This window comes from Nocardia ignorata NBRC 108230 (genome assembly GCF_001612905.1).
GTDB classification, from domain to species: domain Bacteria; phylum Actinomycetota; class Actinomycetes; order Mycobacteriales; family Mycobacteriaceae; genus Nocardia; species Nocardia ignorata.
Genome location: NZ_BDBI01000005.1, coordinates 37,935 through 62,759 on the forward strand (window position 1 = coordinate 37,935; position 24,825 = coordinate 62,759).

Consider the following 24,825-nt stretch of genomic DNA (forward strand, 5'->3'; position numbering starts at 1 on the left):
TTCAGCGCGCGGACTCGTAGATTCGGCGCACCACGTCTTCGATGCCCGGTTCCTCGATGGACAGATCGCGCACCTTCGCCCGATCCGAGACCGCCGCGAGCAACGCCGCGGCGGTGGTGTGTTCGGCGTCGAAGGCCAGGCGCTGACGCATGCCGCCCGCCGCGCTCGACAGCAGTTGCGCGCCGCACGGCAGATCGTCGAGATCCGGTGTCGGCTCGGCCAGGTCGACGACGAGCACCCGGCGCGCGCCGACGGTGGCGCCGAGGCCGGTGAGCGAACCGTCGTAGACGAGCGTGCCGTGATCCACTACGAGCACCCGTTCGCAGAGTCGTTCGATATCGCCCATGTCGTGGGTGGTGAGGAGCAACGTGGTTCCGCGTTCCATGCGCTCGGCGCGCAGGAACTCGCGTAATCGCTGCTTGGACAACACGTCGAGACCGATCGTCGGCTCGTCGAGAATCACCAGCTCCGGCGAATGCAGCAGGGCGGCGGCCACCTCGGCACGCATCCGCTGACCGAGCGAGAGCTGACGCACCGGCGTGTCGAGGGTGTCGGCCATCTCCAGCTGCTCGACGAGCTCGTGTGTCCGTTTGCCCGCGACCTCCGGATCGAGCCGGTGGATCGCGGCGAGGATCGAGAACGACTCGTGCAGCGGCAGATCCCACCACAGCTGCGACCGCTGCCCGAACACCACACCGATGCGCGAGGCCAGTTCCCGCCGCTGGCGCACGGGTTCGAGACCGCACGTGCGGACCGTGCCCTTGGTGGGGACGAGGATGCCGGTGAGCATCTTGATCGTGGTCGACTTGCCCGCGCCGTTGGCGCCGATATAGCCCACAGCCGAGCCGCGTTCGACCCGGAAACTCATCCGGTCGACGGCGGTGATGATGTCGCGATGTCTGCGCCAGCGGCTGCCGTTCTTGCGGTACACGCTGAATTGCCGGGTGAGGTCGTCGATGTCGATGATCGGATCCGATGTGGCGTTGTCGTCCATCGTTATCCGCCTCCTCCCTGATAGTGCCTCGTCCCGACCCGCCACGCCGCCGCCGCGAGCAACCACACCCAGGCGGCGGCCAGCGGGGTCAGCCACGCCGACCACGCGGGCAGCAGCGGCGGACCCTGCAGGCCGAGCAGCGCGATGGTCGGCACGTACGCCGTGAACGCGACCGGAATCGCGAACCCGAACAACAGTTTCAGCGGTGTCGGGAACACCGAGGCCGGCTGCATCGCGGCGAACGAGCCGCCGTAGGTGAAGCTGTTGGTGAGCTCGGCACCGTCTATCAAGAAGAACTGTAGCCCCGCCGCACATACGAAAAGGCCACAGAACAGCGCGATTCCACTCAGCAGGGTGATCACGATCAAGGTAACCGGGACGATGCCCCAGTCGATTTCGTTGCGCCACAGCCCGATGCCGAGCACGACCACCGCGACGGCGGCACGGGCGATCCGGCGCAGCGAGATGTCGCTGGTGATCAACTGGAGCAGCAGTGGTTGCGGGCGAAGGTGATACGCGTCGAGGGTGCCCATGCGGATCATCGCCGGGAGCGAGTCGAGGTGGCCGACCAGCACCTGGGCGAGTGCGAAAGCGGTGTTGGACAGGCCGAACAGCAACAGTGCCGCGTCGACGTCGAGCCCGCCGAGGGTACCGACGTTGTGGAAGATCACCCACACCTCGGCGAACTCCACCAGGCCGATCAGGAACGCGCTGAACACCTCGATGGCGAAGGAAACCCGGTAGACCCGCTGAGCTTTGACACGCGAACGCAATACTGCGAGGTAGGGGGTGAACCAGGTCCCGGACACAATGCGCGCGGTCTCCGGTTCAGCCACCCTGTACCTCCAACCTGCGTTGTCCCGCTCGCAACAACACCCTGCCGAGCAGTCCGATCGCCAGTACCCAGAAAGCTTGTCCCGCAACGACTGACAAGGCTTCCATTCCGACGACCCGCCCTGACAGCGTATCGATCGGGGACTGGAGGATGGAGGGAAACGGGGTAGCGTGCGCGAGCAGACGCAACCACTCGGGAAACATGTGGACCGGCACGAAAAGGCCCGCGAGGAACGTGCCGACGATCTGGTACAGCATCCGGATGCCCCGGATCTCCACCACCCAGAAACCGCACAGCGCGACCGCGAACAGGCACAGGAACGACAGCGCGACCGCGAGCAGCACGCTCAGCAGGCCGAGCAGGTACGCCTGCGGTGAGTCCGGCATCGACAGGCCGAAGATCGTCGCACCGATCAGGATGCTCGGCACCGCGCGGGGAAGAAACGTGCACGCCGCCCGGCCCATATCGGTGGCGAGGTAGCCGAGTTGCACGTCGACCGGGCGCAGGAAATCGATGGCGACGTCACCGGTCTTGATGCGCTCGACCAGATCGATCGGCGGGCCCATGAACTGTGTCGCCCCGAGCAGGGCCTGTGACAACCACACGTACGCGGCGATGGTCGCCTCGTCGTACCCGCCGAAATCCCCGGCCGATCGCACGGCCGCGACCATCACCGCGGCGCGGACGAACCCGAAGATGCAGTTGGTGAACAGCCCGGCGAACATCGCCAGCTTGTACTGCGCCTGTCTCTTGAAACCCGCCCGGACCAGGGTCCAATACACCCCGGCGGTACCTGGTGCGCGCCGTCGGCACCTGCGTCGGCGCACCGCGAGAACAATCCCCGCGTCCCCCTCCGCATTGCCCCGCACAATCAGTCAACTCTAGGCGGCAGAACCCTGAATCAGGACGAAAACGGCGTTGTTCGCCGATCGTTGTCAGTCCTTGGGGAACCCCGTCGCGAACAGGATCGCGATGGCGACCGAGCTGACCACAGAGATGGCGAGAATGATCCACATGGAGGGCAAGATTACCTGTCGCCCGCTCTTGACACGGCATCGGTCCGGCTCATCGCAGGCACTGGGGGCCGGATTGTCAGTGTGTGGTGGCACTCCGTGCCAAGAGTTTGTCCGTGTAGACGGTGGTGTCGGCGAGGAAGTCGGCGATCGTGGCCCAGCTGGTGGTGCGGGCGTCGGGGCCGGCGATGATGCCGAGGTGGCTGCCGTCGACTTCGACAAAGGTAACGGGGGCTCCGGTCAGAACGTCGATTCCGGCGGCCACCGACGCGGCGGAGGCGAGGGTGTCGCGGTTTCCGCCGATCAGCAGTACCGGGACGGTGATCGCGGTCAGGTCGACGGCGTGTTGGGCGTTGAGATGCACTGTGCCGGTGCACATTTCGTTACGGATGATCAGCTGGCGGTACACCTGCGAGTAGAAGCGCGCCGGGTAGCCCGGCATCGTGTCCATGAATCGGTCGACCGCCTGCATTCTGGCCAGGGATTCGGGATCGTTGGCGTGGCGCGCGATGTAGAGCGGTTTGGTCAGCTCGCGGTCGAGCGATTGGGCGCGGAAACCGATCCGCACGGCCTGTTTCGGGATGCCGCCGAGTAGGCGCACCGGCGTGGTGACGATCTCGGTCGGTGCGAGGCGGCCGAGCGATCTGGCCAGCGACATCGGCCCGTTGCGTCGTTGGTCGAAGGGGGTACCGACCGCCGTCACCGACGCGACGGGGAGTTCGGGGTCGGCCGCGGTGGTCAACAGGCTGATGGTGCCGCCGAACGACCAGCCGATCACCTCGACCGGGGCGTAGGCGTGCTCGGCGCTGACCCGGCGGATCGCGTCGGGCACGATGTCGTCGACCCACTCCTCGAAGCCGAGATCACGGTCGGCGTAGGTGATCTCGCCGTAATCGATGACGTACACCGCACGGCCGAGGCCGAGGAGGAACTCGACCAGGCTCTGGTCGGGCCGCAGGTCGTAGCACGAGATCGTGACCGCCAGCGGCGGGACAAGCAGGATCGGATTGCCGACGGCCGGTGTGGTGCGGCGGTAGCACCGCAGCCGCCGATGGGGGTGGCTGTACACGTCGACCGACGGTGTCGGGGTGTAGGGCTCTATCCCCTCCCGGAACAAGGCGCCGATGTTGCGCACCGCGGTGCCCCAACCGACCATCGTCTTCCCTCCATCACTGTGTATGCGCTGACCTGGACATCGTGTCTCACTTACACGACAGGTTGCAACTTCCCCAGATTCGAATATTTGCGTGACCGGCGATTTTCCGTACGTCAAGGTATTGACTGGGACACGATGTCCAATATATCTTCCTGGTACACGTAGTCCCACGTACTTGGGATACGCGACACACAGGAGTGCGTACATGACACAGAAGGTGTTCGTCGTCGGCGTCGGCATGACGAAGTTCGAGAAGCCGGGCGCGCTGGAGTGGGATTACCCGGACATGGCCCGCGAGGCGGGCACCAAGGCGCTCACCGATGCCGGAATCGACTACAACCAGGTCCAGCAGGCCTATGTCGGTTACGTCTACGGCGAGTCGACCGCCGGACAGCGCGCTGTCTACGAGCTCGGCATGACCGGCATCCCGGTGGTCAACGTCAACAACAACTGTTCCACCGGCTCGACCGCGCTCTACCTCGCCGCCCAGGCGATCCGCGGCGGCCTGGCCGACTGCACCCTGGCGCTGGGCTTCGAGAAGATGCAGAAGGGCTCGCTCGGCTCCACCTACGACGACCGCGAACAGCCGATGATGCGGCACCTGCTGGCGCTGGCCGAACTGCAGGAGTTCGCCATGCCGCCCGCGCCGTACATGTTCGGCGCCGCGGGCAAGGAGCACATGGAGCGCTACGGCACCACCGCCGAGCAGTTCGCCCAGATCGGCGTGAAGAACCACCGCCACTCGGTGAACAACCCGTACGCGCAGTTCCAGAAGGAATACAGCCTGGAGGAAGTGCTGGCGGCCAAGCAGATCTACGGCCCGCTCACCAAGCTGCAGTGCTCACCGACCTCCGACGGTTCGGGTGCGGTGATCCTGGCGAGCGAGTCGTTCGTCGACAAGCACAACCTCGCCGACCAGGCGATCGAGATGGTCGGGCAGTCGATGGTCACCGACCTCGAGACCACCTTCTCCACCAAGAGCGCGATCAACCTGGTCGGCGCCGACATGTCGCGCACCGCCGCGGAAGCGGTCTACGCCCAGGCCGGGATCGGGCCCGAGGACGTGGACGTGATCGAGCTGCACGACTGCTTCTCCACCAACGAACTGCTCACCTACGAGGCGCTCGGCCTCTGCGCGGCCGGTGAGGGTGGACGCCTCGTCGACGACAACGCCACCACCTACGGCGGCAAGTGGGTCGTCAACCCCTCCGGTGGCCTCATCTCGAAGGGGCACCCGCTCGGTGCGACCGGTCTCGCCCAGTGCAGCGAGCTCACCTGGCAGCTGCGCGGCACCGCCGACGCCCGTCAGGTCGACGGCGCGCGTATCGCCCTGCAACACAACATCGGACTCGGTGGCGCGGTCGTGGTGACCGCCTACCGCCCGGCCGACCGCTGATTTCCACCAATCTCACCGAGGAGTATCCCCATGGCATCTGTGTCCGTCTCCACCGAACTGCCCATCACCCCCGAAGCCGCCTGGGCGAAGCTGAGTGATCTCGCGACGTGGGAGGAGTGGCTGACCATCCACCAGGGCTGGCGTTCGGACCTGCCCGCCGAGCTGACCGTCGGATCGCGGTTCATCGAGGTCGTCTCGGTGATGAACATGGCCAACAAGATCGAGTGGACCGTGGCCGAGGTCGACCCGCAGAAGTACCTGAAGATCACCGGCACCGGCATGGCGGGTGTCTCCGTGGAATTCGTGCTGAAGGTCGAGCCGACCGCCACCGGTTCCTCGGCCGCCTTCGACGCCTCCTTCAAGGGCACCATGATCGTCGGCCCGATCGGCAAGGCCGTCGCCAAGAACGCCGAGGCGGACCTGAAGGAGTCGATGGCCAAGTTCACCGAGCTCGTCGGGTCCGCGGCGTGAGCAGCGCCGACGCGACCACGGCCGGAGTCGTCTTCGACGGCTCCGGCCTGGGGGAATGGACCGACGAGGAGCGTTTCTCGGTCACCGCCGAGCGGATCGCCGAATACGCTGCCGCCACCAATGACCCGATCGCGGCCCACCGCAACGGTGAAGTCGCGCCGCCGGTGTTCGCGGTGGTTCCGGTGTTCACCTCGATGGCGCCCGCGGCGCTGTCCGTGGCCCCGGTGGAATTGCTGATGAAGCTGGTGCACGGGGAGCAGGACTTCCTGTTCCACCGCCCGATCCGGCCGGGCGACGAACTGGTCGTGCGCGCCAAGCCGATCGGGTACGTCGGCAAGCCCAACGGGTCGACCGTCGTCGTCTACGCCGAAACCCGCGACGCGGCGGGCGAACTCGTCAACGAGCAGTGGATGACCGCGTTCTTCCGCAAGGTCGACGCGGGCCCCGGCGAAGGCGAGGCCGCACCGGAGCACCGCATCACCGACGCCGATCGCGCGGGCGAGCCTGCCGCGCAGGTCACCGCGCAGATCGACAAGGATCAGACCTTCCGGTACTCGCCGGCCTCCGGCGATCCGATGCCCATCCACCTCGACGACGAGATCGCGCAGATGGCCGGGCTTCCCGGCATCATCAACCACGGTCTGTGCACCATGGCCTTCACCTCTTGGGCGGCGCTGACCGAACTCGCCGACAGCGAGACCGCCCGCCTGCGCCGACTGGCCGTGCGCTTCGCGAAGCCTGTCCTGCCGGGCCAGGAGATCACCACCACCTTCTGGCCGACCGGGTCCGCCGACTCCGGCGTGCGTGCCTACGCCTTCGAGACCGAAGCCGCGGGCCAGATCGCCATCACCGACGGCCGCGTCGAATTCAATTAGGAGACAAGACTTATGGGAAAGCTTGACGGTCGCGTCGCGGTGATCACCGGTGCCGGTCGCGGTATCGGTCGCGAACACGCGCTGCTGTTCGCCCGCGAGGGCGCCAAGGTCGTGGTCAACGATCTCGGCGGCGCCAACGACGGCACCGGCACCGATGCCGGGCCCGCCCAGCAGGTGGTCGACGAGATCGTCGCCGCCGGCGGGCAGGCCGTGGCCAACACCGACAACATCGCCACCTGGGAGGGCGCGAAAGCCCTTGTCGACCAGGCGATCAGCGAGTACGGCTCGCTCGACGTACTGGTGAACAACGCGGGCATCCTGCGCGACGCGTTCATCGCGAGCATGGACGAATCCCAGTGGGACGCGGTCATCGCCGTGCACCTCAAGGGCCACGCCGCCACCCTGCACCACGCCGCCGCGTACTGGAAGGCGCAGACCAAGGCCGGTAACCCGGTCTCGGCGTCGGTGATCAACACCGCCTCGGCGTCGGGCACCTTCATGCCCAACGCGGGCCAGGGCAACTACGGCGCCGCCAAGGCGGGTATCGCCGCGCTGACGCTGGTCGCCGCCGACGAGCTCGAGCGCTACGGCGTGCGGGTGAACGCGATCGCCCCGATCGCCCGAACCCGGCTCACCCTGGCCACCCCCGGCATGGGCGCGCTGTTCGCCGCCGAGGTGCCCGAGGGCGAGTTCGACCCGTTCTCCCCGGCCAACATCTCCCCGCTGGTCGCGCACCTGGCCGAGGCCGACTGCCCGCTCACCGGCAAGGTGTTCGCGGTGCAGGGCGGCGCCATCATCGAACTCGGCGGTTGGCACGACGTGCGAACCGTCGAGACCGACGGCCCGTGGACCATCGACGGGGTCGCCGCACAGCTGAAGGAGACCAGCTAGTCATGGCGCGCAACAGCTATGAGCTCGGCGTCGGCGTCAGCGAGGACCACCTGGCCCTCGCCGACGCGGTGAGCGGATTCGTCGAGCGCACCATCACCAGCGAAACCGTCCGTGCGGCAGTCGAATCCACCGACGCGGGCAAGTTGCCCTACTGGGACTCCCTCGTCGCGCAGGACCTGCTGAGCCTGCACATCGCCGAGGACCTCGGTGGACAGGGCGCGGGCCTGCTGACGCTGGCTGTCGCCCTCGAGCCGCTCGGGCGCGGCCTGCACACCGGACCGTTCGTGCCGACGGCACTGGCGAGCGCGGTGCTCGCGCAGGACGGGGGAGCGTGGGCGCGTGCCCAGCTGCCCGGTCTCGCCGACGGCTCGCGGACCGGTGCGGTGGCGCTGTCGTCGTCGCTGACGGGTGTGCTGCGCGACGGCGTGCTGATCGTCGACGGCACGGCCGACGGTGTGATCGGGGCGTTGTCGGCGGATGTGCTCATCGCACCGGTCACCGTCGACGGTGACCGCCAGTGGGTCGCGTTCGACAATGTCGAGCTGAGCGTGAGCACCCAGGACAACGTCGACGTGCTGCGCGGTGCCGGGCGGTTGCAGGCGGACGCCGTCGAGGTGCCCGCCGAGCGGGTGCTCACGGTGACCTCGACCCGGGTGCGCTCGGTGGCGGCGGTCGTGCTCGGCGCCGAGGCCGTCGGCGTGATGTCGTGGTGTGTCTCGACCGCGGCGGAGTACGCCAAGACCCGCGTGCAGTTCGGTCGCCCGATCGGGCAGTTCCAAGGTGTGAAGCACAAGTGCGCGCACATGGGCATCGCGCTCGAGAAGGCGCGCGCCGTGCTGTGGGACGCCGCCTATGCGCTGGATCGCGACGACGACACCGCCGACTACGCGGCCGCGATCGCCGCGCTGATCATTCCCGACGCCGCCGTCGAGGTGGCCCAGGACTGCATCCAGGTGCACGGCGGCATCGGCTTCACCTGGGAACACGACGCGCACCTGTACTACCGGCGCGCGCTCGCGTTGCGTGGTCAGCTCGGCGGGCGCGACGAACGGGCCGAGGCTGTCGCCGGGTACGCGCTGTCGGGGGTCACGCTCTCCAACGAACTCGAATTGCCCGAGGAAGCCGAGCAGATCCGGGCGGGTATCCGGGCCGAGCTGGCCGAGATCGCGGCGATCGAGGACGAGGACGACCAGCTCGTCGCCCTCGGTGACGGCGGCTGGAACCTGCCGCACCTGCCCCGCCCGTACGGCCGTTCGGCCTCGCCGCTCGAGCAGGTGGTGATCTCGCAGGAGATCAAGGCCTCCGGTATCGCGATGCCGCAGTTGCTGATGGGCACCTGGGCGGTCGGTGCCATCGTGCCCCACGGTGACGAACGGCAGAAGCGCGAACTGGTCGTGCCGACGCTGCGCGGTGAATTCGTGTGGTGCCAGTTGTTCAGCGAACCGGGCGCCGGGTCCGACCTGGCGAGCCTGACCACGAAGGCCGTCAAGGTCGACGGTGGTTGGCGGGTCACCGGCCAGAAGATCTGGACCACGGTCGCGCAGTTCGCGCAGTGGGCGATGCTGATCGCCCGCACCAGCCCGGACAAGCCGAAGCACGAGGGCATCACCTATTTCGTGCTCGACATGTCGAGCCCGGGTATCACGGTGCGTCCGCTGCGGGAGATGACCGGGTCGGCGCTGTTCAACGAGGTGTTCCTCGACGACGTGTTCATCCCGGACGAGAACGTGGTCGGCGCCGTCGACGACGGCTGGCACGTGGCCCGCACGACCCTGGCGGGCGAGCGGGTGGCGCTGAGCCAGAAGATGGAGGCCTACGCCACCGACACCGACCTGCTGCGGTTCGCGATCGGCCGCGACCTGTCGCCGGTGGCCCGCTACCGGGTCGGCGAGCTGATGGCCGAGAGCCGGGCGGTGGACGTGATCGGTTCCCGGGTGGTGCTCAAGCAGCTGTCCGGCATCGATGTCTCCACCACCTCGAGCGTCGGCAAGCTGCTCGGTATGGGTCTGGGACAAGCCATCTCGGAGTTCATCGTCGCCGAACTCGGTGTCGCCGGTGTCGTCTCGGTGCCGGGCGAGCGTAGCGATCACGCGATGGAGCAGCTCATCGCCGGTCGCGCCACCACCATCTACGGTGGCACGACCGAGGTGCAGCTCAATGTCATCGGCGAGCGCATGCTCGGGCTGCCGCGCGACGCGGCGCCGAGCGCGTAACCATGTCGATCGGTCTGCTGTCCGGCTGTCATCACGTGACGGCCGGGCAGCACCCGCGCTGCATCGATGCCCTGTTTGCGGGCAAATCCACGTCCGACCTCGCGGTGTAGGGTCCGACTGTGCCGAATCTGGAATCCGCCGCGCCCGCTACCTCGTCCGATGGTCGATCGCAGCGGTGGGACGGGCACAAGGCCGAACGGCGCGACCAGATCCTGGCCGCCGCCGTCGTCGCCATTCGCGAGGACGGCGCGCGGGTCGGCGTCAAGGACATCGCCGCACGCGCAGGCGTCCCACGCTCGGTGGTTTATCGCCTCTTCGGCGACCGCGACGACCTCGACGAACAGGTCCGCACCCGGATCATCTCCGAGCTGATGACCCGACTGACCCCCGTGCTCAGCCCGGAGGGCACCGTCGGCGACGCGGTCACCAGGGCGGTCGAAACCTATATCGGCTGGATCGTCACCAATCCTCACCTGCATCGATTCCTGGCCGCCGGGTCGAAACGGGTCGTCGGCAGCTCCCCGTCGGTCTCCGACGCCCGCACCGCCGTCGCGGTGCAGACCGCACGCCTCTTCGCGATCAGCATCGCCCGCCACGGCGGCACAACCGAGGTCGCCGAGCCCTTGGCCTTCGGTCTCGTCGGAATGGTCGACAACTCGGTCAACCGCTGGCTCAGCCGCGGCATGCAACCACTCACCGCCGACGAACTGTCACGCGTCCTGCAACGCTGGATCGTCAACACGATCGCCGTCACCATGGCCGACATCGGCGTAGCCGTAGACGCCCAAACCCCGGTCGCCGACCTCTTCGGCCCGGACCAGGACAACTGAGATACCAAGTCTCGCGGCCGGATACTTCCTTGAGACGCCAGGCGAACTCGGCTTGATGAAACCGGTGTAGAGATGGTCGACGCCGGTTCAGATGGTGATCGGTGTATCGATTCGGCAAGCTGGGATGGATCGCGGCATGCTCGCCCACAATCACCCGCACTCCGAGGCCCGTGAGATCGCCCGAGATCCCGAATTCATCGGTGCCGAGGATTTGACGCATCTTCGAAAAATGCAGCACAGCAGGCAGTTTCAGCGACTGAGCGCGTGTCGGCTCGACCGTCCCGAGAGAGAACGGTGCCGGTGCGGTACGCTCTACGGCGATATCTGATTTTCTAGGAGAGATTTTGGTGCAGTCATGGGATGGAAAATTTGACGTCGTCCCCACTGAGGTCACCGACGCGGGCCGCTATATCCAGTTGACTGCCCAGGAATTGGCGAGCGGGCTCAGCGCAATCGACTCCGATGTGAACAATCTGTTGCAGACCTGGACCGGTAATTCGGCTACGTGGTATCGCTCAGGGTGGGATGAAGCACGCAAGGGTGGGGAAGCCGTCCTGAGTTCTTTGGCAACCTTGGCGGAACTGCTCGGCGTTGTTGCCGACACCCACACCAATTTCGACACCGAGCGAGCCGCAGAGACCAGCTCGCTGGATCTGCCGTAGACATAGGGCGGGGGGAATGAAGTGACTGACTCATATCGAGTAGATCTCGACGAACTGGACGACGTTTCGGCTCAACTCAAGGGCTTCGTTCAATTTCTGACCGAGAGCATCGCAAACATACAGCAACGCACGAGCGCACTGCAATCCCAGTGGTCAGGTGAGTCGGCAAGCGCTGCGAACGATGCCTTTACCAAATGGTTGGCTGGCGCCCAGGATGTGGCCGACGGAATCGAAACGATGCGCACCGCAGCGTTGTCCGCGAAGGACCGCTACAACGCCGCTGTCGCCACGAACCTGCAGATGCTCGGCCGTACGACGGGGAACCCCTCGTGACCGTGCTCGATGTATCCACACAGACCTACTATGACGCGGCCGAGATATGCGGGGCAGCATCGTCTGCGTATTTCGAAGCGTTTAAAACCGGAATGCAGTCATTCGGCGACACCACCAACATGGCCGGTAGCGTCGGCGAGGGTAAACAATGGGCTGAGTCGTATGACCAGCAGTGCACTGACGTCTACAACATGTCGATCGACATGGTGCTGGCTCTTGACAGCTACGCCCAGGTGCTCAAACAAGCCGGGTATAACCATGCGCTCGCCGATCACGACCCGGGCAGTGGCACGCCAGAGCCCGATGTTCCCAACATGAACCCGTCGTTCAGTCTGTCGCCGCAAGAACTGGTCTCCCTCCTGGTGCCACCGTCGGCCGGCGGGGAAAATCGCGGACTCACTGACGACGGGCTCGAGCTTGCCGCAAAAATCGGACTACCGATTCCCGACGGCGACACAGAAAAGCTCCAACGTTCCGCCGATGTGTGGGACAACATGTCCAAAAATGCTTCGGTGATTGCCGCCCCGAGTGAGCTTGAACGTGCGGCTGCTCTGTTTACGCAAGTGACCTCTCCTGATGCGAACCACATCGATGAAGACCTCCGTGAACTCAAGGCCGCCGCGAGCGATCTCGCGGGCGCCTATGGGGAACTCGCTCAAGCCTGCCGCGATCAGAAAAAAGCTATTGAAGACCTGAGGGAAAACCTGCGGCAGCTATGTGACGAGCTCGCCAAAGAGATCGCGATCGAGGTTGCGGTCAGCCTCACCCTGACTGTGGTTGCTTCTGCGGTCAGCTTCGGTGTCGGTGGTGCCGCAGTCGCTGCGAGAACTGCAGTTGCCGTCGCCAAGATAATCGACAAGTTCGTCGACCTGATGAAGGTCGCGATCAAAGCGGCGAAGCTGAAGACCGCAGTTACCGTCACGCGTGCCACTGCGAAGACAAAACAAACCATCAGCCGCATCAAGGATCTGACAGTGAAGCTGGCGCAGAAGCTGAAAGAAAGTTCCGACGCTATCAAAAAATTTGTAAACGATGGCATCGTGCTCTGTGTTCAGGGCGCTACGGCCGGCCTGTCGGTAGACCTGTATAAACAACTCCGCAACGGTGGTGAGCCGCCGGCTTATCTGGAGGATGCCGTTTTCGGATGCGTGTCCGGGGCGGGTGTCGGGTCCGCGTGGACTGCTCTGTCGAAAAATGCGCGAAATACGGCTATTGCTTCGATCGTTGGCGCCTCTATAGCGGGCGCAAATCAAAGCGAGGATGGAGAGTAGATGCGCGTACTCTTGACGCCGTGTTACGTGGTCGGCGGTAGTACTGCGCTGTCACTCGTTGAAGGAGGGAAACGTCGGTGAGTAGAGAAATGATTCTCCTTATCGTTTTTTCTTCGATAGCAGCTGCCTATGCATTCAAATCGGTTCAACATTTGTGGGCTGCGAGAACCGGCGACCAGCCTGGCAACGCGCCCGCGATGGGGGAGGCGGATTCCGACCTTGGTCGGGTGAAAGCTGCTCACCGATCTTCCGCTATGTGGTCTATTGCGGTTTGCTCGCTGAATCTTCCGTGGGTAGCGTACTTGGCTTACGTAACGCGCGAGAACGATGATGTTGCCCTGCCGGTTCTGGTCGCGATGGCTATCTATATAATTATCCTTAATGCGATAGCGCAACTTGGTTTCAAGCTGATAGAAGGGCGGTAGAGCCCGGATATGTTGCTTCACGGCTGAGTTAACGGGAGGGGCGGGGGAGCCTGACCGGGCTACTCATTCTCCGTGTCGGTGAACGGCTCGGACCCGCACAACGCAGTGTTGAGGCGTCCACGAGGCCGATGTGAAAGTTGCCAGGGCCGCGGGCCTGACCGACGGTGAGATCGCCGAAGTCATCGCCGGTGTCGCCCTGAATGTCTTCACCAACTACCCGAATAAGGCCGTCGACACCGATATTGATTGGCCGGTTGTTCGTCACCACCGGCTCTGGCATCGCCGAGTACCGGACGCGCCTATCGGTGGACGTCCGGTGCGCCCGCCCGTTCGATGTCCGGTACCGGAAAGTCCGGGGCCGACCGGATCGGGTCGATCCCGTGAGCGAGCCGGTTCTCGCGTCGTGCGGCCAGGTAGCGGTCACCGAGAACGCAGAACACGACGATCAGTAGCAGCGCCCAGCTGAAGGTGGCCCGCGAGTATTCGAGGTTGCGCCCGAAGGCGGGCAATCGGAACAGCAACCAGGTTTCGTAGCTGGTGAATCCGAAGATGGCGAGCCAGGCGACCCAGTTCCGAAGCACGGAGCCGGCGAGGACGACGGTGAACAGGAACGGAAACAGGAACATCGAATAGTACTGCTGGCCCAGCGAACTGAGCGAGTACTCGGCGGTGAGCAAGACCCCGGAAGCGGTGGTGACGAAGAGCAGTTCCTGGTTTCTGTAGTAGCGCCACAACAGCCACAGACTGATCGCGACCAGGGCCGCGAGCAGCCCACGTGTCAGCAGGACCGCGGTCGGTGGCAGCCCGTAGTAGGCGCCGAAGCCGGAGATCGAGGAGTTGTAGTAGTCGCGAACCTGCAGGCTGTAGGGGAGGTTGTGCACGAAGTAGCGGCCGGGGTCGGCGGCGAGCGGCCATGCGATCGCGGTGGTGAGCACCGGCATCACCAGCGCGATCGCGACGGTCGACCACTGTCGGCGAACAGCGGGCAGAAGCAGCAGCGGCACGAGGATCGGTTTGATCGCGATCGTCAAGCCGAGAACCACCCCCGCTGGGATGTCACGACGCCGTAGTAGCAGAAACAGAAAGACGACTTCGGCGAAGAAGAACAGACCGTTGACGTTGCCGAATGTGAGGGTATTGACGAGCGCTTCCGACAGGAACAGGGCGAAGTACGCGACCGGTGTCAGCGGTGAGTGCCAGCTGTAGCCGAACATTCGCAGCAGCAGATGGACTGCCGCGATCGCCGCGAGCAGGTTGAGGAATATGAACATGGTGCGGCCGGTCGGCTCGTCGAGCAGCCCGATCGGCGTCAAGAGCAGGGTGCCTCCGGGCGGATACAGGTAGTGCGGATCCACCGAAGACAGGTTCGCTGTGTAGACGGGTTCGCCGCGCAGGAACGCGGCGATAGCGGCGTAGACCGGCTTGAAGTCGTTGGTGTGGTGGCCCGGTAGCGCCTTGGTGAAGACCATGTCCGCCGCCGTGATGAAGGCCAACGGCCACATCACCAGCTTCACGACCTGACCAGGTGTGCGCTCTGCGGTGTCGAAGAGGTTGCGGCGCATCAGCCGAGATGTCCGGTGAGCTGTGGGATAGCGGTGACAACGTGCTGGGCCCAGATCGGTTCGTCGATCCAGCGGAACGCCCATTGTTCGTTCTCTCGGCACAGCTTTCCGAGAATCAGACCTGTATGCGAGCGGGCGCTGGCCAACTCGATGCGGGCCAGTTCGTGGTCGGCGAGGGTGTCGACGACCCGACAGAAGCCGTTGTCGATTCGATGGAATCCCTGACCGGAGTAACAGGTGACGATGAACATGACTGTGGTGACCATCGGTTTCAGCCGGGTCAGGTCGACAACGATGGCCTCTTTGTCGCCCGTCACGTCGTTGTCGAGGTGCCGGATCGCTCCGTCACGTGATGTCGGTTGTTCGCGGAAGGCGACGTCGACGAAACGGTGCCCGACATAGGACAGCGCTGCGGCATTGATGTCCTGGCCGGAGGAGCCAGGTAGGTCGGACACGGCGGCGGTGTCCCAGCCCAATCCGATGGTGATGTGGCGCAACGGCTCTCGCAGGGCAAGGGTGAGTGCTCCGGTCATACGATGCTCCTCGGTGAGCGGTCGACGGGCGGACGGGCGGGCCGGACTATGCGTCGGTGGTCGGGGGCCGTTGGTAGACGTCGGGGATCCCGTCGCCGTCTTCGTCTCGTGCCTCCGCTTCGGCGAGCGTGCGGTACACCCGGTTTCGCGCGCGCAATACGATGGTGGCGAGTATGGCGGCGATGACCGTGCCGAACAGCACGCCGATGCGGACATGATCACCACGCAGATGATCACCCGCGAACGCGAGTTCGCCGACGAGCAGCGAGACCGTGAACCCGATTCCGCCCAGCAACGCGACGCCTGCGACGTCGATCCAGGACAGTTCGGAATCGAGTTCGGCCCGGGTGAATTTCGCGGTGAGGTACGTCGTGCCCGTGATTCCGATGAGCTTGCCCGCGACCAAGCCGACGACGATGCCGATAGTCACCCGATCGCCCAGGGAGTCGGTGAGACCATTCAGTCCGCCGATGGTGACTCCGGCGGCGAAGAACGCGAATACGGGAACGGCGAATCCGGCGGACAGCGGCCGGATGCGGTGTTCGAATCGTTCGGCCGGTCCGTGTTCGTCGGGTGTGCCGGATCGGGCCAGCACCGGCACGGTGAAGCCGAGCAGCACACCGGCGACCGTGGCGTGCACACCGGACAGGTGCACCAGCCACCATGCGAGCAGCGCGAGTGGAATCAGCAGGAGCGGTGAGCTGATGCGCCGTTGCACGGCCAGTGCGAACAGGGCGATCGGTACGAGCGCGAGCAGCAGGAACGGCAGGTCGAGTTCACTGGTGTAGAAGACGGCGATCACGGTGACGGCGAGCAGGTCGTCGACCACGGCGAGCGTGAGTAAGAAGGTGCGTAGCGCGGTAGGCAGGTGGGTGGTGATCACCGCGAGTACGGCGAGGGCGAAGGCGATGTCGGTCGCGGTGGGGATGGCCCAACCGTCGAGTGCGCCTTGCGCGCCGCCCCGGTTGATCATGACGTAGATGATCGCGGGGACGGCCATGCCACCGACTGCGGCAACTACTGGGAGCGCCGCCCGGCGCGGGTCACGTAGGTCGCCCGCGACGAACTCGCGTTTGAGTTCGAGGCCGACGACGAAGAAGAAGATCGCCAGCAGTCCATCGGCGGCCCATTCGCTCACCGACAGGTTCAGATGCAGCGCCGAAGGACCGAAGTGGAAGTCGCGCAACGCAGTGTAGGCGTCGGCCCAGGGCGTGTTGGCCCAGATGATCGCGATGACGGCGGCAACCATCAACAACACGCCGCCGACCGTCTCGCTGCGCAGTACCGAGGCGATCCGGCGTGACTCCGGCCAGCTGCCGCGAGACAGGACGGTACGTCGTGTCGACGGACTCATCGGTCGCCTACCGGAAACCCGTGGCCGATGACCTGTGCGGAGGTGTCGTGCGTGGTGCGCAGTCGTAGCAAGACCATTACCCGTCGCCGATCGAACCCGACTCGACGGAGCTCGAACCGGGTTGCCGACCAGACTTCCCGGCGCACCTACCCGTAAAGATGCCGCAAGAGCCGCTGCCACCGCAAACCGGGGCATACCGGCGAGACGCACGACAGCCACCCCGGCAGGGGTCGCGAATGTCCGCCATCATCGAGCGATCCGGATCGAGCGAAGGCGATCACGATCGGTGCCAGGATCAGGGGGCTGCGTGGTTGCCCGTCGGCTGGCTGTCCGCGATTCCCCGGATGGCGGTTTCCACGGCGCCGAGGCGGTCGGCCAGCAGGCCGAGGCCACCGACAGCCCGTACGAGGGGGTCGTCGTCGCTGCCACCGAGTGCCAGCTCGCGCACGTAGGCGGACTTGACCTGCTCCCAGCGAACGGCTTGCTCGGGCGTGAAGCGACCGCGGAGTTCGGCCAGTTTGAGCAGATTGGCCTCCGCACCCGCGGCGAGGGTTTGGGCCTCGCCGCGGTAGTGGTCGTCGATCAGGGTCTCGAGTTCTTCGTCGTTCATCACCGAGACGATGCGGCTGGTGAGTCCGTTCATATCGCGGTAGGAGCCCTGCAGTCGGAACGGCGGCTCGGTGCGGGCGGTGTCGGTGGTGGCGGCCGAGGCGATGTAGGCCCGGTTGACGGCCAGGACGACCGCACGCACGTGCAGCACTTTGCGCAGCACCGAATGGATGTCGGCCAATTCGGCGGGCGAGTATGGGTGGGTGAGCTGGTCGGTCCGCGCGGTGTCGTCACCGGAGGCCAGACGCATGAGCAGTTCGAGATCGGTGCGTTCGCGCGCGGCCAGCGGCGCCAGGACGGGATTGGTCGTGAGCGCGTTCTCGACGTAGCTGAGCGCGAACAGGTCGTCGCGGCCCGACAGCACCTCGCCGAGGTTCCAGACATCGGCACGGTTGGCGAGCATGTCCGGAACGCGGAAGCGTTTGCCCTGTTCGGTGTAGGGGTTACCGGCCATGCAGACCGCGAACCGTTTGCCGCGCAGATCGTAGGTGCGTGCCTCCCCGTTCCACACGCCTTCCATGCGCCGTTGGGCATCGCAGAGGGAAATGAACTTCTGCAGGAGTTCGGGCGAGGTGTGCTGGATATCGTCCAGGTAGAGCAGCACGTTGTTGCCGAGTTCGAGGGCGAAGTCGATCTTCTCGACCTCACGCCGGGCGGTGGCGTTCGGGGCGGCCGCAGGATCGAGCGATCGCACCGCATGACCCAGGGCCGGCCCGTCGACCTTGACGAAGATCAGGCCGAGTCGTGCGGCGACGTACTCCATGAGCGTGGTCTTGCCGTAGCCGGGCGGCGAGATGAGCAGCAGCAGCCCGGACTGGACCGCGCCACCCACCTCGGCCGGGGTGCCGAGCTGGCGGGCCAGGTTGTCGCCGATCAACGGCAGATAGACCTCGTCGAGCAAACGGTTGCGCACGAACCCGCTCAGCACGGCCGGTTTGTAGTCGTCGAGGCGCAACCGCTGCCGCTGGGCGGCGAGCAGCGCGTCGCGTCGTCGCAGGTGCTCGCGGAAGGCGGGGACCGTCTCGGTGCGGAAACGGTGTGCCCGCGCGGTCAGTTCGGCGAGCCGCACCGGTAGTGATCCTCCGGTGAGGGTGGGGTGTTCGCCCAGCAGTCCGTCGACGCTGGTGGTCAGTTCGGCTTCGTGGTCGTAGCGGTGCATGTCGTCGCCACCGAGCTCGATCGCGACAGCTTCGTCCAGATACTCGAACAGCTCTGTGTCGCCGCGACTTTCGGCGAACGCCCGCAGCCAGGTGCGGACGAGGTGGTATCTGCGCGGCAGGTCGTCGTCGAAGGACGCGATATCGCGACGTAGGTCCGCGTAGGCAGTGGGATGGGCGGCATCGAGATGCTTCCGGAATCGGGCACAGAAATGTCGCGCGGGAGCGGCGGTGACGATGCCGGCGGGGGTCCGGGCGATTTCCTGGAACAGGTAGCCGGCCGCCAGCGACGGGTCGACGTCGACCAGTGCGAGTCGCTCCACGAATTCGCCGACGGCACAGGCCAATTCCTCGATCGTGTCGGCTCGTGCGCGCGGGTCCGCGAAGTACTCGGCGGCACGTGCAGTCGAGCGGATGCGGGTTGTCCAGCCCGCGTGCGCCTGCGGATCGTGTGGTTGCCAGTCGGGGCCGCCGAACTGCCACCACAACTGCGCCGCGGCCCGGTCGACCGGCCGGTAATGCAACAGACCCGCGCCCGCACGCATCCGCAGCAGCGCGTCCAGGATCAGTGTGGCGTCGTGATCGTGCACACCGAGCTGGTAGCCCTCGTCATAGCGTTGCCGCGCCACCGCACGCACGAGCGCGTCGAGGGTGCCCCCCGCCGCCGCGTCGTGTAGCCGCTCGAGCCAGGCCGGCGCTCCCTCCACGTCGGCCAGGATCGAGGTCGCGAGGAACTCGCCCCGATACATCTGTGTGTTCTCCGACATCAGCAGCTGCGACCACAGACCCGCGGCGTCCGCCCCGAATTCACCCGCGGCCAGCGGCTCCCGGTAGTCGGTGCCGTTGACAGCGAAGACCAGCGAGTCACCGTGCGGGACCAGCGCGAGCTCGGGTTCCGCGGTGGTGACCGCGAACCGATGCCTGCCGAGGCGGATCGTCCGACCGCCGTCGGAGTAGAGGTCGTGCCGGTCGCGCAGCACCCGACCGGCTTCCTGCCGCGCCGTCTTGATCCGGCCGTCGAGCTCTTCCGCGGCGACCACCTCGCCGGCGGTGCGCAAGTCGCTGATCGCCGTGCGCAGCCGCAGCACCATCGGATCGGCGGCGAAATAGCCGTTGACCTCGTCCGTCGAGGACAGAGTCCGGCTGCGTCGTTCGATGGTCGACAGCATCCGCCGCGCGGAGTCGAGGAGTCGACGGGCGCGCTGCGCTCGGTCGTCGAGAAGGTGCTGTTTGCGGGCGGCGAAGGCTTCGTAGATGTCGTCACGACTGCTCGCGATCCGTTCGGCGAAATCGTCGATCGCTCCGAAGCGCGTTTCCAGTCCTTCGATCCGCGACAGCAGCGTCGACACCTGGTGGTCGCAGGCCTCCGGACTGTCGGTCGCGGCGAGCGCGCCGCTGACCGCCTGTCCGAGTAGCGCGTACTCGGCGGCGAACTCGGCGCGTCCCTCGGACGCGGCCAGCTCCGAGCGTCGCGCCGTCACGGTGGCGCGGGCCCGGTTGGCCGAGGCCAGTGTCGTGGCGACGCGCTCGAGAATCCCGGTCCGCAGGGTCGCGTCACCGATCTCCAGGCCGGTGACGACCTCGATGACGGTCTGCAGACCATCGGTCTGCTCGGCCAGCCACTCCTGGATCGGGGCGGCTTCGGCCACGGTGCCGATCTCGGCGGCCTGCTGGGTGACCTGCGCGATGGATGTCGTGTAATCGTCGAAAGCATCAGCGGTGCTGAGGAATTCGACACAACGAAGACTGGCGTCGTCGAGCGCGGCCGCGACCGTCGCGGCCAGCGCGTCTACACGGTCGGGGTCCACATAGCGCAGCTCGCGCAATGTCTCGACCTGTCCCGCCGCGCGACGCAGGGCCGTGAGCTCCTCGACCCAGCCCCGCGCGGTGCTGTGCCCACCGCCGGTGCGGACCAGGGTGGCGACCTGTTCGCCCGCCTCGTGCACCGCCGCCGCGGCCTGTGCGGTCCTGGCTTCGACCTTCGCGAATTCCTCGACGACCTGGTCGGCGGTGGCCCGGACGGCGGACAGCGACTCGGCCAGTCCGCCGAACTCCGGATCGGTGAGCCAATGGTGGTGGTCCGCAGTGCGGACGCAGGCGGCGATGACGGCCTCGAACACGTCGGTCGTCGCCGCCATGTCGGCGACCATCCTGGTCACCGACAGGCAGTCCGAAATCCCGCGCACCAGTTCGGCGTTCCCGATCCGGGCCAAGGCCGTGTCGCCGGTCGGTGCTTGGGTGACATGGGTATCGGCGACGAACGGTGTCTGCCAGATCTGCATCGTGTGCACGCGCGTCGGTTCTTCCGAGATCGCCCGGAAGACCACCATGGTGCCGTCGTCGAACAGAGAGTATCCGTGGCAGGTGATCGGTGTGGTGACCTGTTTGCGGATCAGGTTGTAGGGCAGCAGGAGTGAGCGACCCTCCGAGCGTGCGTGGAAGACGTAGAGCACATCCTCACCGTTGACGGCGCGGACGGTGCGTTCGTATTCGAGGTCGGTGACGGCGGTGTCGAAGACCTTGTGGACGCCGGTTTCCAGGTAATAGCCGCCGGGGAAGACGATGCCCTGGTCCTCGGGCAGTAGGCGACACGACAGTCCGATGCCGTCGAGGCGAACTACGGTGCGGTTGCGCGTATTGAAAACCAGGTGACGCCACACTGTTTCGTTGTAGGGCCGGATGCGAAGCAGGATCAGCGCACCGACCTCGGCGTAGTGCACGTCAGCGTCGGCGAGGCTCTGCAGGGGCTCGTCGACCGGCTCGGAGTAGATCCCGGTGCCGGTCTCGGTGTTGTTCTCCACCTTGACGGTGAGTGTGCCGCCGAGCGTCTCGACGAACACCTTGCCGAGGACGGACAGGTGCGGGTGACGACCGGGCACCTGATCGTCGCGGGTTGTCTCGACCCAGGTGAACTCGTGCGGGGGCGGGAACACATGGTCGCGCTCGCCGCGATTGTCGAGATAGCCGACTTCGCCGGTAGCCGCGACGCGCCAACGCAGCACCTTGATGTCGTCGGTGCGTTGCCCGGTCTGGAAGACCGCGAGTATCCGCCCGTCGATCCGGCGCAATTGCAGCAGCCGGGTCTGGGTGTAGTACCGGTACAGTTCGGCGAAGTCGCGCCGAAACCGTGGGTCGTCGAGCAAGCCCGTCGATTCGGCTGTGCTGAAAGCGAATTCGGTACCGCCGTGGTGGAAGCGGTGCGCGGCGAAGACGTCGTCGACTTCGGTCTGTGGCTTCAGCCCGAGGAAGACGTTGTAGCCGAACAGCATTCGGCCGTCGCCCACGGCGACGATGTCGCGGGGAACGCAGTTGTGTTCGGTGCGGATGTGTTCGGTACCGATCAGTGCCAGCTCGATGCCGCCGAAGTTCTCGATCCTGCGGTTGTTGAGTTCTTCACAGCGTGCGGCCAATTCGGCCGCCTGCTCGCGCAGTCGGGTACGCAGCACCTCGTAGGTGCCGCCGTCGAGGGCGGCACCCGTGGCCGGGACCGTGATATCGGTCCCGACCGTGGTATCCCGGTGCCGCGTCTGCGGCGCGCTCACTTGTCCAGCAGGAGGTCGAGAGCGGCGGCGTCCTTGTCCGGTTCGGAACCGTTGCGCGCGAGCAGCGACCCGACTACGGCCGAGGCCGCGGCACCGGTGTCGGAGTGCAGCAACCGGTCCATGCCCTTGCCGAGCCCGATCGACCCGACGAGGCGGTCGAGGAACATCGACTCCCCGCCGACGATATCGATCTTGGCGTTCTGCAAACCGGTGGACAGCACATCGGCCTGTGCCTGTGCCACGTCCCGATGCGCCTGCACGGTCGCCAGCTCCACTTCCTTCTGCAGTTCGAGCCGCAACCGGAACTCTTCGTGCTCGCGGGTCGCGTCGTCGAGAACCGCCATCGCGGCGGCCTTCTCGTGCAGGCCCTCCGCTTCGCCCTTGAGCTTGTCGCGCAGGCCCTCGGCTTCCACGGTGTTGCGTTCCCGCAGCACGGCGGCCTCGGCGCGGCCGACCTTCTCGATGGCGTCCGCTTCGCGTTCCCGGACGAGTGCCTGGCCCAAGCCGGGTGCCGCGGTTTCGGCCTGTGTCGCTTCGGCGAGCCGGATTTTTGCCTTGGCCTGCAGTTCCGCCGCCGCGACCTCCGCTTCGGCCAGCGTCATCGACTCCTTGGCCCGGAACTTCGCCGCGGCTTCGGCGGCTTCGGCGGCCTTGATGTCCTTGACCAGGTGCTCCTGCGCCTCGGCCTCGGCGCGAATGATGATCGACTGCCGTTCCCGTTCTGCGGCTTCCACCGCACGCAGCCCCTTGATCTTCTCTTCCTGCTCGGCGACGGTCCGGTCGACCGCGACGCGCTCCCGCACCACCTCGGCGACAGTGCGCCGCTCGGTCTCGAGCTCCCGCTCGTTGGCGATCTGAGCCAGCGAGACCGCCCGGTCGCGGTCGGCCACCTCCAGCTGGCGGTCCTTCTCGATGCGCTCGGACTCGATCGCGATCACCCGTTCCCGGTTCTTCTCCGCGACCGCGATCTCACGATCCTTGTTCTGGGCCTGGATCCCGAGCGCCTCGTCGGTACGCATCGCCGCGGCATGCGCCTTGAGCCGCTCCTCGGCCTGCACCCGCAGAATCTCGGCTTCCTCACGCGCCCTGAGCGTTTCGACCTCACGCCGCTGCTTGTTCTCGGCATCGGCCTGCTGCCGCTCCAGCTCGAGCACGGCTTCCCGCGCTTCCACGTTCTGGCGGGTGATCTCCTTCTCCTCGTGCCTGCGGAACTCGTTGGTGCGCACATGCTCGATCGCGGTGAGCTCGGTGATCTTGCGGATGCCCTGAGCGTCGAGGATGTTCTGGCTGTCGAGCTGGATCAGCGGTGTCTGCTCGAGGTAGTCGATCGCGGCGTCCTCGAGGCTGTACCCGTTGAGATCGGTGCCGATCACGGCCATGATCCGGTCGCGGAACTCGTTGCGCTGGGTGTAGAGGTCGGTGAAGTCCAGGTGTTTGCCGACGGTCTTGAGCGCCTCGGAGAACTTGGCGCTGAACAATTCCTGCAGCGTCGCCTGGTCGCTGGCCCGCGCCGTGCCGATGGCCTGAGCGACCTTGATGACATCCTCGACCGTCTTGTTGACCCGCACGAAGAATGTGATGCGGATGTCGGCGCGAATATTGTCCCGGCAGATCAGCCCGTCCCGGCCCACCCGCGCGATTTCGATGGTCTTCACCGAGATATCCATGATCTCGGCCTTGTGCAGTACCGGCAGGACGACCGCACCCGTGAAGGTGACATCGACCTTGCGCATCTTCGAGATGATCAGCGCCCGACCCTGACTCACCTTCTTGAACAACCGGCTCACCAGGAACAACACAGCGAGCGCGACGAGCAGCAGGACGGCGATCAGCACGCCGAATCCGATAGCGATGGTAGACATCAGTTCCCCTCCAGTGCGGCCACCCAGAACGTGTCTGTGGCCGGGTCGTATTCGAAGACGACAGCGGAATCCCCCTGGGACAGGGGAGCGGTCCGCGCATGCACAGCGCTCTGGCGGACCTGGATGATCGCCGACGAACCGTCGGCGGATGTGAGTTCGGCCTGACCGAAGCCGGTATCGACGTGACCGGTGCGCACCACGCAGACCCGGCCGATGAAGTCCTGCCGGGTCGGCTGCGCGCTGTCGCGGAAGAAGCGCCGCAACGGAATCACCACGAGCCGGGTGCCCGCGATCGCGGTGACGACCGCGACGATCAGCACCGGGAATCCGGCGAGCACCGCGGCCGTCCCGGACAGGCCGACCGCTCCGACCCCGACCATCGCGACGAGGCTGGTGAACCACGACAGCGTCACCAGACCTGTCACGGCGACCGTTACCGGAACCCCTCCCAACCGGAGCGAATCAAAACCCGTTGTCGCAAAAGAGGACTCGGATCCGTCGAGAAGTTCGGTCTCGGTGCCGCCGACGAGCACGAGCAGCCAGAAGGCGATGACGACGAGCAGCGCGAACGTGAACAGCGCAGTCGGAAAGGTCAGGATCGCGGTGAAGAACTCACCCACGCGGCGGCGAGGTCGTCATGGGCATTTCCGCCACGTGAGAGTCGCCGTATCGATGAAAAACAGACCAGACGGTGTGCACGGAATTCTCCCCACGTCGAACGAATCCCGAATTCGCACGAATTCGGAATGCCGACCAGACTTCCCGGCTCACCTGCCTGTCAGAATGCCGTAAAAACTCAACGCGCGCAACCTGATTGCACGTTTCGCCTGTGGGCCGAGGC

The 24,825-nt window shown here is 65.9% G+C and carries 20 protein-coding genes; 10 read left to right on the forward strand and 10 right to left on the reverse strand.

The features are described 5' to 3' along the window. Position 1 precedes the first annotated feature (1 nt). The 4 genes from NI2_RS03925 to NI2_RS03940 form a co-directional block, all read right to left on the reverse strand. A complete protein-coding gene (locus tag NI2_RS03925; RefSeq protein ID WP_067486110.1) occupies positions 2-994 on the reverse strand; it encodes an ABC transporter ATP-binding protein in 993 nt (330 codons plus the stop codon). A gap of 2 nt (positions 995-996) precedes the next feature. Then, positions 997-1,830: an ABC transporter permease gene (locus NI2_RS03930; RefSeq protein WP_067486112.1), complete on the reverse strand. Its 834-nt coding sequence runs from the start codon at positions 1,828-1,830 to the stop codon at positions 997-999. Next, entirely contained in the window at positions 1,823-2,611 is a 789-nt protein-coding gene (locus NI2_RS03935; RefSeq protein ID WP_084475874.1) for an ABC transporter permease, read from the reverse strand. The genes NI2_RS03930 and NI2_RS03935 overlap by 8 nt, the downstream gene beginning before the upstream one ends. Positions 2,612-2,921: 310 nt before the next feature. After that, positions 2,922-3,998, reverse strand: coding sequence for a serine aminopeptidase domain-containing protein (locus tag NI2_RS03940; protein ID WP_067486116.1), 1,077 nt, complete (start codon positions 3,996-3,998; stop codon positions 2,922-2,924). A gap of 205 nt (positions 3,999-4,203) precedes the next feature. Here NI2_RS03940 and NI2_RS03945 point away from each other — a divergent pair, with 205 nt between their 5' ends. From NI2_RS03945 to NI2_RS33515, 10 genes are all read left to right on the forward strand, one after another. Then, positions 4,204-5,394 carry a lipid-transfer protein gene (locus tag NI2_RS03945; RefSeq protein ID WP_067486117.1) on the forward strand — a complete coding sequence of 397 codons (1,191 nt, stop codon included), beginning with the start codon at positions 4,204-4,206 and terminating at the stop codon, positions 5,392-5,394. 30 nt (positions 5,395-5,424) lie between these two features. Next, on the forward strand, positions 5,425-5,865 hold the full coding sequence (locus NI2_RS03950) for a type II toxin-antitoxin system Rv0910 family toxin (protein ID WP_067486118.1): 441 nt from the start codon (positions 5,425-5,427) through the stop codon (positions 5,863-5,865). Further along, a complete protein-coding gene (locus tag NI2_RS03955) occupies positions 5,862-6,740 on the forward strand; it encodes a MaoC/PaaZ C-terminal domain-containing protein (RefSeq protein ID WP_067486119.1) in 879 nt (292 codons plus the stop codon). The genes NI2_RS03950 and NI2_RS03955 overlap by 4 nt, the downstream gene beginning before the upstream one ends. Positions 6,741-6,752: 12 nt before the next feature. Further along, positions 6,753-7,631: an SDR family oxidoreductase gene (locus NI2_RS03960; RefSeq protein WP_067486121.1), complete on the forward strand. Its 879-nt coding sequence runs from the start codon at positions 6,753-6,755 to the stop codon at positions 7,629-7,631. 2 nt (positions 7,632-7,633) lie between these two features. Then, positions 7,634-9,844 (forward strand): acyl-CoA dehydrogenase family protein, encoded by a 2,211-nt coding sequence (locus NI2_RS03965; RefSeq protein ID WP_067486122.1) that lies wholly within the window; start codon positions 7,634-7,636, stop codon positions 9,842-9,844. A 119-nt stretch (positions 9,845-9,963) separates the two neighbouring features. Further along, the gene (locus tag NI2_RS03970) at positions 9,964-10,674 is read left to right on the forward strand and encodes a TetR/AcrR family transcriptional regulator (RefSeq protein ID WP_243749884.1); all 711 of its coding nucleotides are present in this window, start codon (positions 9,964-9,966) and stop codon (positions 10,672-10,674) included. A 347-nt stretch (positions 10,675-11,021) separates the two neighbouring features. Continuing rightward, positions 11,022-11,336, forward strand: coding sequence for a WXG100 family type VII secretion target (locus tag NI2_RS03980; protein WP_166655767.1), 315 nt, complete (start codon positions 11,022-11,024; stop codon positions 11,334-11,336). A 21-nt stretch (positions 11,337-11,357) separates the two neighbouring features. Continuing rightward, positions 11,358-11,669, forward strand: a complete 312-nt coding sequence (locus tag NI2_RS32730) for a WXG100 family type VII secretion target (RefSeq protein ID WP_084475878.1) — start codon at positions 11,358-11,360, stop codon at positions 11,667-11,669. Beyond that, positions 11,666-12,940 (forward strand): WXG100-like domain-containing protein, encoded by a 1,275-nt coding sequence (locus NI2_RS03985; protein WP_133734010.1) that lies wholly within the window; start codon positions 11,666-11,668, stop codon positions 12,938-12,940. Before NI2_RS32730 ends, NI2_RS03985 begins: the two co-directional genes overlap by 4 nt. A 77-nt stretch (positions 12,941-13,017) precedes the next feature. Then, positions 13,018-13,365, forward strand: a complete 348-nt coding sequence (locus NI2_RS33515) for a hypothetical protein (protein WP_133734011.1) — start codon at positions 13,018-13,020, stop codon at positions 13,363-13,365. A gap of 299 nt (positions 13,366-13,664) precedes the next feature. Here the strand turns inward: NI2_RS33515 and NI2_RS03990 are convergent, their stop codons facing one another. From NI2_RS03990 to NI2_RS04015, 6 genes are all read right to left on the reverse strand, one after another. Next, a complete protein-coding gene (locus NI2_RS03990) occupies positions 13,665-14,927 on the reverse strand; it encodes a glycosyltransferase family 87 protein (RefSeq protein ID WP_084475880.1) in 1,263 nt (420 codons plus the stop codon). Next, on the reverse strand, positions 14,927-15,460 hold the full coding sequence (locus NI2_RS03995; RefSeq protein WP_067486130.1) for a TerD family protein: 534 nt from the start codon (positions 15,458-15,460) through the stop codon (positions 14,927-14,929). The genes NI2_RS03990 and NI2_RS03995 overlap by 1 nt, the downstream gene beginning before the upstream one ends. Positions 15,461-15,506: 46 nt before the next feature. Continuing rightward, on the reverse strand, positions 15,507-16,814 hold the full coding sequence (gene nhaA / locus NI2_RS04000; protein WP_067486132.1) for a Na+/H+ antiporter NhaA: 1,308 nt from the start codon (positions 16,812-16,814) through the stop codon (positions 15,507-15,509). A gap of 295 nt (positions 16,815-17,109) precedes the next feature. Continuing rightward, positions 17,110-22,122: a DNA repair ATPase gene (locus tag NI2_RS04005; protein ID WP_243749886.1), complete on the reverse strand. Its 5,013-nt coding sequence runs from the start codon at positions 22,120-22,122 to the stop codon at positions 17,110-17,112. Then, complete coding sequence (locus NI2_RS04010) at positions 22,119-23,984, reverse strand: SPFH domain-containing protein (protein ID WP_084475882.1); 1,866 nt, start codon at positions 23,982-23,984, stop codon at positions 22,119-22,121. The genes NI2_RS04005 and NI2_RS04010 overlap by 4 nt, the downstream gene beginning before the upstream one ends. Next, positions 23,984-24,604, reverse strand: a complete 621-nt coding sequence (locus tag NI2_RS04015; RefSeq protein ID WP_067486134.1) for a hypothetical protein — start codon at positions 24,602-24,604, stop codon at positions 23,984-23,986. Before NI2_RS04015 ends, NI2_RS04010 begins: the two co-directional genes overlap by 1 nt. Positions 24,605-24,825: the final 221 nt, after the last annotated feature.

What these genes read in the sequence shown, in the direction of transcription:
- NI2_RS03945 (WP_067486117.1), top strand. Translation starts at nt 4,204, where the DNA reads ATGACACAGAAGGTGTTCGTCGTCGGCGTCGGCATGACGAAGTTCGAG.
- NI2_RS03960 (WP_067486121.1), top strand. Translation starts at nt 6,753, where the DNA reads ATGGGAAAGCTTGACGGTCGCGTCGCGGTGATCACCGGTGCCGGTCGC.
- NI2_RS03995 (WP_067486130.1), bottom strand. Translation starts at nt 15,460, where the DNA reads ATGACCGGAGCACTCACCCTTGCCCTGCGAGAGCCGTTGCGCCACATC.
- NI2_RS04010 (WP_084475882.1), bottom strand. Translation starts at nt 23,984, where the DNA reads ATGTCTACCATCGCTATCGGATTCGGCGTGCTGATCGCCGTCCTGCTG.
- NI2_RS03990 (WP_084475880.1), bottom strand. Translation starts at nt 14,927, where the DNA reads ATGCGCCGCAACCTCTTCGACACCGCAGAGCGCACACCTGGTCAGGTC.
- nhaA (WP_067486132.1), bottom strand. Translation starts at nt 16,814, where the DNA reads ATGAGTCCGTCGACACGACGTACCGTCCTGTCTCGCGGCAGCTGGCCG.
- NI2_RS03965 (WP_067486122.1), top strand. Translation starts at nt 7,634, where the DNA reads ATGGCGCGCAACAGCTATGAGCTCGGCGTCGGCGTCAGCGAGGACCAC.
- NI2_RS03940 (WP_067486116.1), bottom strand. Translation starts at nt 3,998, where the DNA reads ATGGTCGGTTGGGGCACCGCGGTGCGCAACATCGGCGCCTTGTTCCGG.
- NI2_RS03925 (WP_067486110.1), bottom strand. Translation starts at nt 994, where the DNA reads ATGGACGACAACGCCACATCGGATCCGATCATCGACATCGACGACCTC.
- NI2_RS03950 (WP_067486118.1), top strand. Translation starts at nt 5,425, where the DNA reads ATGGCATCTGTGTCCGTCTCCACCGAACTGCCCATCACCCCCGAAGCC.